5 protein-coding genes and 1 riboswitch are annotated in these 10,925 nt (G+C 36.7%); of the genes, 2 read left to right on the top strand and 3 right to left on the bottom strand.

All coding sequences use genetic code 11. From position 1 onward, the window contains the following. Together VIO64_RS23020 and VIO64_RS03815 are read right to left on the bottom strand one after the other, a co-directional pair. Nucleotides 1-85: hypothetical protein (locus tag VIO64_RS23020; RefSeq protein ID WP_414705230.1), on the bottom strand; the 85-nt coding region annotated here is incomplete at its 3' end. Between the two features lie 90 nt (nt 86-175). Next, nucleotides 176-331, bottom strand: a complete 156-nt coding sequence (locus VIO64_RS03815) for a hypothetical protein (protein ID WP_331915319.1) — start codon at nt 329-331, stop codon at nt 176-178. Between the two features lie 408 nt (nt 332-739). Here VIO64_RS03815 and VIO64_RS03810 point away from each other — a divergent pair, with 408 nt between their 5' ends. Continuing rightward, nucleotides 740-1,504 carry a MerR family transcriptional regulator gene (locus tag VIO64_RS03810; protein WP_331915317.1) on the top strand — a complete coding sequence of 255 codons (765 nt, stop codon included), beginning with the start codon at nt 740-742 and terminating at the stop codon, nt 1,502-1,504. A 169-nt stretch (nt 1,505-1,673) separates the two neighbouring features. Next, nucleotides 1,674-1,826: riboswitch (cyclic di-AMP (ydaO/yuaA leader) on the top strand. Between the two features lie 4 nt (nt 1,827-1,830). Further along, on the top strand, nt 1,831-2,481 hold the full coding sequence (locus VIO64_RS03805) for a C40 family peptidase (protein WP_331915315.1): 651 nt from the start codon (nt 1,831-1,833) through the stop codon (nt 2,479-2,481). Between the two features lie 139 nt (nt 2,482-2,620). Here the strand turns inward: VIO64_RS03805 and VIO64_RS03800 are convergent, their stop codons facing one another. Continuing rightward, on the bottom strand, nt 2,621-10,759 hold the full coding sequence (locus VIO64_RS03800; protein WP_331915313.1) for an amino acid adenylation domain-containing protein: 8,139 nt from the start codon (nt 10,757-10,759) through the stop codon (nt 2,621-2,623). Nucleotides 10,760-10,925: the final 166 nt, after the last annotated feature.

Raw genomic sequence — 10,925 nt, 5'->3', positions numbered from 1 at the left:
CTGCCTTTTCTACAATGATACCTCTTGAAAGGACATGAACCCTAAAATCATTATCAAAGCCTCTTTCATCCTCATCATCATGTATACAAAGTATTCCATATGAACCACCTTCACTATCTATTTCTGTAATACCATGATAGTTAAAACCATACTTCCTTTCTCCTGAACATCCATTTCAAGCCTGTGGAACCCATTTTAAGGAGTCAAATATGTATAGTATTATATCATCATGTATTTCAAGAACATCTTTATTAGCTCTTATATCATTAAGAATAACCTCTTCTTGGCATTCTTCTTGAGTTAAAAGAACAAACTCATGCACTAAAGCCATTTACATCACCTTTATAAAAATACTTTATTTAATTCTATCATCATTTCCAAGGATATACAATTATATATGCTATGCTAACAGGGGATAGGGGTTTTACCCTATACCTATTAAACATATCCCTTTAGCCCTAAAGGAGAGTCTTTAATGGAGTTAATAATAATTACATTTATACTTTTTGCCACATGGAAGTGGTCAGACTGGAAAAATTGGAATAGATAATAAGTTTGGCAGAATGATTTATTTTAACGGGTGGAACACTTGATGGTCTTTGGCATGGAATTTCATAATGTTCCCTATGTTGGCTTCTCATCACAAAAAGCCTTTGCATGCTTATGTTGCTTCGAGGAAACCCATATTGACATTGACGCTGCGTAAGGGTGTATAGTAGTATTGTCAGGAGGTGATTGTATGGAATATACAGTACAAAAGCTAGGGAAAATGGCGGGAATAAGCTCTAGGACATTACGTTATTATGATGAAATAGGCATCCTTAAGCCGGCAAGGGTCAATTCTTCAGGATATCGAATTTATGGAAAGCAGGAAGTATCAAGGCTTCAGCAGATACTTTTTTATAGAGAGCTGGGTGTAAGCCTGGAAGATATAAAAGATATTTTAACTTCACCGTCATTTGACAGCACTGAAGCATTGCAAGAACATCGTAGAAAACTTCTGGCAAAACGGGAACAATTAGACTTGTTGATTGCTAATGTTGACAAAACAATAGCAGAATCAGAAGGGAGAATAATGATGAGTGACAAGGAAAAATTCGAAGGCTTTAAACAGAAATTAATTGAAGAGAATGAGAAAAAATACGGAAAAGAAGTCAGAGAAAAATATGGAGACGAGCAGGCTGAAAGGTCAAATAAAATATTTAAAAATATGACCAAGGAGCAGTATGATGAATTTGAAAAGTTAGGCACAGACATTATTGATACACTGAAGGCAGCATTTGCAACAGGCGATCCAGCCGGTGAACTTGCACAAAAGGCTGCAGATTTACACCGCCAATGGCTTAGCTTTGCATGGGGAAGCTATACAAAAGAAGCACATGCAGGTGTTGCTCAAATGTATATCGATGATGAGAGATTTACAGCCTATTACGACAAAGAACAGCCTGGTTTGGCGGTATTTTTAAGAGATGCTGTTTTGATTTACACCGGAACAAAGATTTAGACTTAAGTATTGCATACCCCCATGCCCTAATATCTGTATTCAAGATGCTTGGGCATGGGGTTTTTTGCTGCCTGCATATGGGATAGCACTTTTATCCATTGTTTCCAACCCATTTATTACAGGTTGAATATAGCATGCATGTCACTTATAATCCATATTCGAGACATGAACCTGATAGTTGCCTAATCCTTTATAAAGTGAAGGAACGGGGGATACATTTTTTTGGGGTTAATCTGCCAATATTACACTTTAATAAAAGCAGTAGGGATACCACTCATCCCGCACCCGACAGCTAACCTCGTAGGCATTGAGAGGAGGAAATCATTGTGAAAAAGAAGTTTTTTATTATGTTGGCTTTTTTAGCCATGATATTGGCTTTTTCTATAAGTACGGCACATGCCGATTATTATACTGACGGTATTTTGCTTTATGAAGGAAAAAGTGGTACTGAAGTTACAAATCTACAAAAGGATTTGAAAAGCCTGGGATACTTTATAGGAGAACCAAACGGGTATTTTGGAAGTTATACAGAGCAAACGGTTATAAAGTTTCAAAAGGATAACTACCTATCCCAGGATGGTGTTGTGGGCCGTAAAACAGCACGAGAAATTAAGGTTGACAGGATATCACAAACAGCAAAAACCTATATTGGTGTCCCATATTTATGGGGCGGATCATCTCCGTCAGGATTTGACTGCTCGGGATTTACCCAATATGTAATGCAAAAAAACAATATAGCACTATCGAGAACAACTGCTGTACAGTACACCGAGGGTACATGGGTGAATAAAGCAAATTTACAGCAAGGTGATCTTGTATTCTTTTCAACCTATAAACCAGGACCTTCACATGTAGGTATTTACCTGGGTAATAATAAATTCATTCACGCGAGCTCAAGTATGGGAATCTCTATAACGGATCTCAGCAACAGTTACTTTGCTCCGCGTTATATTGGTGCAAAAAGAATTTTAGCTTAATTAAAATATACGGTAAGGAGTATGCAAGCTTATATCATGTCTCATTCTCCTTACCTTTTTACATAATATTTGATATATAATATTCACTTTAGGCACGATCAAAAGCGTAAGTAATTCTTTAATCATACATTAGCTTAATTCAATTATCAACCTTATTCAGGTATTTATTTAACTCATCACCTAAAAGTCTAACATTTGGCTCACTTAACATTGCAAGATGCCCCCCTTTTATCGGTACAATTTTCAAGCCATCAATAAAGCTCCCTATACTCCTTGATTTGTCCTTTAGTTTCTCTTCAATTTTTCTTCCTTCCTCAGTCTGAAACAGGACAGCTTTGCCGCTGATGTCAAGTGACTCAGGCCTGTATTTTATTACAGCAAGTGTCAATGAGAGCCACATTCTCAATCTTCGATAAAGTGCTGTTAAACCAAAGGAAGATATATTTAAATTTTTACAGACAATTTTTCTATGTGTGATCATTGCAGCTGCAGAATATTTAAATAAGGATACAAAGCTTAAAAGTCTGCTCCTCCTTATAAATACCGGATCGGTATCCAGTAATGCCAGAATCTCTACATCGTCTCCCATACATATCAATTGCCTTGCAATCTCGTAAGCTATCTGTCCTCCAACACTCCACCCAATAAGGGCATACGGTCCATTTTGCTGGACTCCTTTTATTTCCTTGATATAGGCTTGTGCCATCTCTTGAACATTTTTATGAGGTTTCTGATCCTTTTCCAGCCCCTTCGACTGAAGAGCATAAACGCTCCAATCGCCACCAATGTATCGTGCAAGATCGTAATAGCATATAACCGTCCCGGGTGCAGGATGTATGCAAAAAACCTTTTTACAGCTGTCATTTTTTCTAATGCCAACAACATGGTCCCAGTCTTTATTTCTATCATCGGCAATAAGCTCCGCCATGCTTTTTATTGTAGAATACTGAAATAATGCGTGGACAGGGATATCTCTAGAAAACTCTTTTTTTACCCTGTGCATAAGCATTATGGCTTTGAGTGAATGGCCTCCAAGCTCAAAAAAGTTATCGCCAATTCCAACCTTAGGTATATCAAGTACTTCCTTCCATATATTTATCAGCTTTTTTTCAACAATATTGGTTGGCAAGTATTTTAGTCCATAATTTCTAGTCTCATATCTTTTTGAAACTGAACTTTCCTTTTTTGCCTTATACACTATTGTTTCTGCTGTTCTTGCCTCTCTAACCTCACCTGTTTCTATAATATTTCCAATAAGTGTTTGCGGCTTCTCAATAAGCCCCCTCACAATTTGCTCATATTCAATTGCAGCCCTTTTTATGGAATCTATTTTAAATACCTCTGTACTGTATTCAATATCAAAATCGATACAATTGCCATTTAGTACAGCAAACCAGCTTAAATCAAACTTGGATTTCTTATGACGGGTTTTAACCTTAGTTATTTCCAGACCGCAAAATTTGAAGCTTTCAATCTCAAATTTCTGCATGGCAAAAATAGTATCAAATAATGGATTATATCCTAACGAACTGTTATAATTAGCTCCTTCCACCAGATATTCAAATGGATAATCCTGGTTTTCCATCCCTTTTAGAATGGTATTCTTTATTTCCTTCAAATAGCCCTCAAACCGCTTTTCCCAAGCTGGATAGCACCTTATGGCAATGGTATTTGCGAACATGCCTATTAAATTTGTAATATCCCCATGACTACGGCCATAAACGGGAGTACCCACAATTATGTCCTCCTGACCCGAGTACTTAGCCAGCAATATGCTATATATTGCAAACAACACCATGTTTACAGATACGTTATGAGTTTCAGCAAATGTTTGAATCCTTTGGGTTAATTGTTCATCAAATCTAAATGAATAAATTTCTCCTTCATAGCTTCTGATTTCAGACCTTTCATAATCACACGGCAGTACATGAGGATGAACTTCCTGTGCAAATTGCTCCAACCAATATTTGTTCTGATCTTTAAGTTTTCCATATACCAACTCATTAATCTGCCATGAAGCAAAATCCTTATATTGAACCTTGAGGCTGCCTATATCTTCACCAGCATATGCTCTGGAAAGATCTTGCCAGAATATTTCTAGAGAGGTCCCGTCCATAATTATGTGGTGTGCATCAAATAGGAGTAAATACTCACAGCTGCCAATACCTGCGATTTCAACCCGGAACAAAGGAGCCTGATTCATCACAAATGGCCTAACAAAGCTTTCCATGATTATTTCTATATCATAATTCTTTAAATCCATTTCTCTAAACTCGATTTTTACTTCATTCTCATCCCTAACCCTTTGTACAACTTGTCCATCCACAATGTGAAAATCAGTTCTTAGTATCTCGTGCTTTTTCACTAGTTTATTAAAAGCGGTCTTGAGACTTTGGATGCAAACCTGTCCTTTTATATAATATGCAAAAGGCATATTATAAGCTGTGTTAGTCCTATTCATATTTTGAATCGCATAAATTCTTTTTTGAGCGGATGATGTGGGATAAAAATCTCTTGTTTCAATATTTTTTATTGGAATGTAGTCGATATTTTCACATCTTCCAATGAGATCTACCTGGTCTTTTATAGTCCTTGCCATAAAAAGCTGATGTGCAGTTACCTTCACATTGAAGGCTTTGTTAATTTCAACCACAACCTTTAATACTTTTAGTGAATGTCCTCCAAGCTCAAAGAAATCATCACTTTCCCTAACTTTTGCAACGTCAAGAATACGCTTCCATATTTCAGTTAACTTTCCAAAAGCGCCCTTCTCAATAAACCTATCTTCCAAATTTTCTTCCAAATTTTCTGTAAAACTGGGGCATGGCAATGCCTTTCTGTCTATCTTTCCGTTACGGTTTATTGGGAAAGACTCCAGAATCATAAAGCAAGAAGGTATCATATAGTGAGGGAGAAGTCTTTTGAGATAATCTTTCAAATCAGAAATAACTATGTCAGCATCAGATGCTATGTAAGCACATAAGTACTTATTTATTTCATCTCCATGACAAATAGCAAGTGCATTTTTGATATCACTGTGATTCATCAATAAGCCTTCAACAACTGACGGTTCTATCCTGTATCCTCTTATTTTTATCTGTTGATCCAACCTTCCCAAAAACTCTATGGAGCCATCCGGAAGCCATCTTGCCAGGTCTCCACTTAAATAAAGCTTGGTTCCATGCTTAAAATGATTGTCTATAAATTTTTTAGCTGTAAGATCTGGCTCATTAATATACCCGCAAACCGAATCAATTATTTCTATACACAATTCCCCCGGAATACCTGTGGGCAGAAGTTTCCTGTCTTTATCCAATATGTATACCCGTCTATTCGGTATAGGTTTTCCAATGGTCGGCCTATCAGCAATTTCCTTATTCGGATTTATTGTTAGACTGGTTACAACATGGGTTTCACTGGGTCCGTAATGATTGTGTAAATATATTTTATTTTCATTTAAGTATTCCCTGAGATTTTTTGATATAATCAGCTGTTCGCCGGCTGCCACTATATGTTTTACGCTTTGAGGAAACTTCTTGATGTATTCTTTCTCACTAAATATAAACTTAAGAAATGCAGGAGGAAGAAACAGGGTTTCAAGACTTTCATCCTGGATAATTTTAAATAGCTTCATAACATCCATTTTATCATGTTCAGAAATCAAAAGAAGCTTACCACCGGACAATAACGCTGAAAATATTTCCTGAAACGAAACATCAAAGGTAATTGCTGCAAATTGCAAAACCCCTGAAAAACTCAGGTTGGTGTTAAATTGTTGATGGCAGATAAGATTTAGAAAACTATTATTGTCAATCATCACACCCTTTGGCTTTCCTGTAGTGCCGGAAGTATAAATAACATAGAGCAAATCATTCAGTGTATTATCACAAGAAAAAATGTCCTCATTCTCTATTTCAACCTCTGGGTCGTTTATACCAAAAACCCTATACTTACTACACAGATCGGTTTTTTTCTCCTCCAAACCTGTATATTCCATAACTATGTCAACATTGCCGTTTTCCAAAACAGCGTTAACGTATTCTTTAGGGTAGTCAGGACTTATGGGAAGACATGCTCCACCGGCCTTGATAATCCCCAGTAAACCTATTATCATTTCAAATGATCTGATGGCGGAAAGTGCTACTACTGTATTACGTTTAGCACCGTTCTTTCTAAGGAATGCAGCTAACTGGTTCGATCTTTTATTTAATTCTTCATAAGTCATCCTTTGATTGTTAAAAACCAGGGCTGTTTTGCTTCCATACCTCCTTGCCGCATCTTCAAATAAGCTGCTCACTGTACCGGCAGGTACAGGATACTCTTTAAGGCAATTAAAATCCCTAAATATTTGGGACTTTTCCCCATCAGTAATAATCTCAATCTCGTATATTCTTATTTGTGGATTTTCCAGTATTTCTTCAACTATTTTCATATAATGCCTTGAAAGTCTTATTATATACTCTTTTCTAAAAAGTCTTGTACAATATTCAATCTCAATACTAAGTTTATCCCCATCCAACGCAGCATAGCAGGTTAGATCGAACTTGGCTTTTGATTGATTAAAGTTAATTTTTTCCAAAACAAGACCATCAAGCATCAGGTTCCCATCAGTAAACCTTTGAGTTACAAACATTGTATCAAACAAAGGATTGCGGCTTGTGTCATATGTTTTTATTACACTTTCCACCACTTCTTCAAAAGGATAATCCTGATTCTCCATGCCATTTAGGATGCACTGTTTTATGTCCGCCAGATATTCTATAAAACGCTTTTGTCCTGATGGGCTGCTTCTTAATGCAATTGTATTTGCAAACATACCGATATTGTCTCTTAAATCCGGGTGACTACGTCCATAAACCGGTGTTCCTATGACTATATCTTCACAGCCGGTGTATTTGGCTAAAAGTATTTTATACACAGCTATAAGAAGCATATTCATGGATGCACCGCAGTCTGCAGCCAATCTTGTTAGTTTGTCGGTTATTGTGGAATTAATATCAAATCTATAAGTATCACCTTCAAAATTTCTGGTATCCGGCCTCTCAAAATCCAATGGGAGCTTTAGGTCCGGGATTTCTTCGTCAAATTGAGACAACCAGTATTTTCTCTGGGTATCCAATCTCCCCTCTGCCAATTCACTGAGCTGCCACATTGAAAAGTCTTTATACTGGACTGTAGGCCTTCCTGTTTCCTCTTCGTTGTATGCTTTGGATAACTCATCCCAAAGTATTTCAAAAGAAGAACCGTCAATTATTATATGATGAATATCAAACAAAAACAGATACTCGTTTGTTTTAAGCTTCACCAGTTTAACCCGGAACAAAGGAGAGTTATTCAAGTTAAATGGCTTTATAAATTCTTTTATAAGCAAATCTAAACTATTGGCTTCGTGCCGGGTATCCTTACAATAGTCTATATGGATATCAAATTTATCCTGTATTGTTTGAATGACAATACCATCAGCCATGCCAAATTCAGTTCTTAAAATCTCATGCTTTTTGCATACCTTTATAAAGGCGGATTTAAGTCTTTCAATACTTACATCTCCCTTTAACACAAACGCAAGTGTGATATTGTAGGCCGTGTTATGGGTATCCATCTGCTGCAAAGCATATATTCTCTTTTGCGAAGATGAAGCAGGATAGTATTCTCTGCTTTCTGCAGCCATAATGGGATTTATATTTTTTTGTTCACACATGCTTATTATGATGGCTTGTTCTTTTATTGTCCTGGCCTTAAATAGTTTTGCAGTAGAAACATCAATTTCAAATGAATTATTAATTTCAACCGCAGCCCTTAATACTTTAAGAGAGTGTCCTCCCAAATCAAAAAAGTCATCGTGTATTCCTACAGACGGCACCTTAAGAACTTCCTGCCATATTATAGCCAGCCTTCTTTCAATATCGCCTTCCGGTTCCATATAATTTTCTGAATTAGGATTGATACCATCAGGCCTTGGAAGCCGTTTTCTGTCTACCTTGCCTGAAGGTGTCAAAGGAACCAGGTCTAATTTATAAAACAATTCGGGAATCATATATTTCGGTAATTTTTTTGCCAAAAACCTTTTTAAATCATTGGTTTCCATCTCTCTATTGAGCACAATGTATGCACAAAGGCATTTTTCACCATTGTCTCTTGTATAGACATCCACTACATTTTGTTCTACATTTGGGTGTTCAATAAGCTTGTGCTCTATTTCTCCAAGCTCAATTCGGTATCCCCGTATTTTAACCTGACTATCAATCCTGCCAGTAAATTCAATATTCCCATCAGGAAGCAATCTGGCCAAATCACCCGTCCTGTACATTCTTTCACCGCTAAAAAACGGGTCCTGTATAAATTTCTCCCGGGTAAGGTCAGGTCTATTAAGATATCCTCGTGCCAGGCTACCACCTGCAATATAAAGTTCGCCTGTCTCCCCTGGCAGCAGAAGTCTTTTATTAGAATCCAGTACATACGCTCTTGTATTGCAAATTGGTTTTCCAATAGGAATATTTCCATATGGCCTGTCCACTTTAAAAAAGGTAGACACCACAGTACACTCGGTAGGCCCATAATTATCAACAAGGGTATAGCCTCTCTTTATAAACTTTTTCAACTTTTCTCCTCCAGTATTTACAAGCCTTAATGTTTTATTATCCAATTCCATAAACTGCTCGCAGTACTGAGTAGGCAAAAAGCAAATTGTTATTTTATTGTCCTCTATGTAACTATTTAACTTATTTAAATCAGATTTAATTTCTGAATCGAGTATGTAGATAGAGCCACCTTTTATTAAAATGGGAAACAGCTCCATTATAGATGCATCAAATCCACAGTTGGCAAACTTTGTACTCCTATCATCAGCATTTATCTTGTGACAACTGTTATACCAATTGCACATGTTGACGAGGGCCTTGTGCTCTACCATAACGCCCTTTGGTTTGCCAGTGGATCCTGATGTAAATATAACATACGCAAGATTATTTTCCTCGACTCTGCTCTCTACCCTTGTATCGGGATATTTTTGTATATCACTTGTTCCATGCTGATTTTTTATCTTCTTCCAGCCTTTTGTTCGTTGAAATGCTTTATCTACTTCTATAATTGCATCGAAGCGATATTTTGTTAACTCATTTTCTATCGAGTGAATCTTAGCTGTGATTTTGCAGCCTTTTAATTCATTTTGCTCTAAAGAAAGATCACTAAAAAATTCTGGGGCTAAAAACAACTCATCGGAGAAATCTGTCTTGGTTTTATTCGATAAGTTAATACTTTCCCTAGCAAAACTATGGGCTGCATCCTCCAGATCATGTTTCAATCTTTGATTCATCACGTCACCTACAAAGATAACGCCTTTATCTTTCAGCATTTGTACAGCTTTCTTTATTACCTGACGAAAATAGTTATGTCCGTGGAATGCCTGAATAACGCTATTTAGTATTACAATATCAAAGTCTGTTTCATCCAGCTTATCGATTTCATGGGCCGCCAAAGTCTTAAGCCGAATATTATCATATCCACCCTCTTGAACCTCCTTTGCCGTACGTTCAAGAATAATATCCGATAAATCAGTACCATAATAGAATCCTGCCAAGGGGGCCAGTTGAAACATGGTAAATCCGGAAGCACAGCCTATTTCAAGTATCCTTGTGTTCTTGTTTATATATGGTATCAATTTTATTTCAACATTTTTTCTATACTCATCTATTTCACTTATAGAAAACAATTCACCTGTGAAGCTATTTATCCAGCCTCCCCTGCCTAATGAATCCTCTGATTTTTCCCCCACATAATCCCACAGCTCTTTGTCCATTAAAGCATTATCTTTCTCTTCTACTTCTTCATAGACATCATTGCTATCAAGGCATACAAAAGTTCTGAGGTTTCTGCATTCCCACTGCAGCCTGTTTACAAGGCCAATATAATTTTTAGTGGAAATAACAACCTCCGAGCCAGCTTCATCCAGCATATGTCTTAATGCCTCCTGCGGCAAAAGTGGATCAAGAGGCAAAAATGCGTACCCTGCTTTCAAAATGCCAATAATGCTTATTATCATATTAATGGATTGGTCTTGAAGGACGGCAACTATGTTTTCGTCTTTACTTGAGAATTGATTGATTAAATAGTGTGCAATACAGTTTGACCTTTGATCTAATTCTCTATAGGTTATATGGATATCTCCCTGTACCACCGCTATATTGTCAGGAGTTTTACCAACCTGCTCTTGAAAAAGCTCATGGATTGTATTATGGGAGGGATAAATTCTTTTCTTATTTGTAACACCCCTATAATTCATACAGCATCCTCCAAATAAATATGGATACTCAATCAAATAAATATTTCCGGGAAATATTTTCTATACTTAATACAAATTACGACATTTTAATACAATAAGTCTGATAATTTTTTCAAAAAATAAAACTCTTCGCCTGGTTTGGCAGTTAATCCTGACCAGAAAAGAG

Origin of the sequence: Pseudobacteroides sp., assembly GCF_036567765.1 — a bacterium.
Lineage (GTDB): Bacteria > Bacillota > Clostridia > Acetivibrionales > DSM-2933 > Pseudobacteroides.
This window is presented reverse-complemented; position numbering and strand designations above follow the sequence as displayed.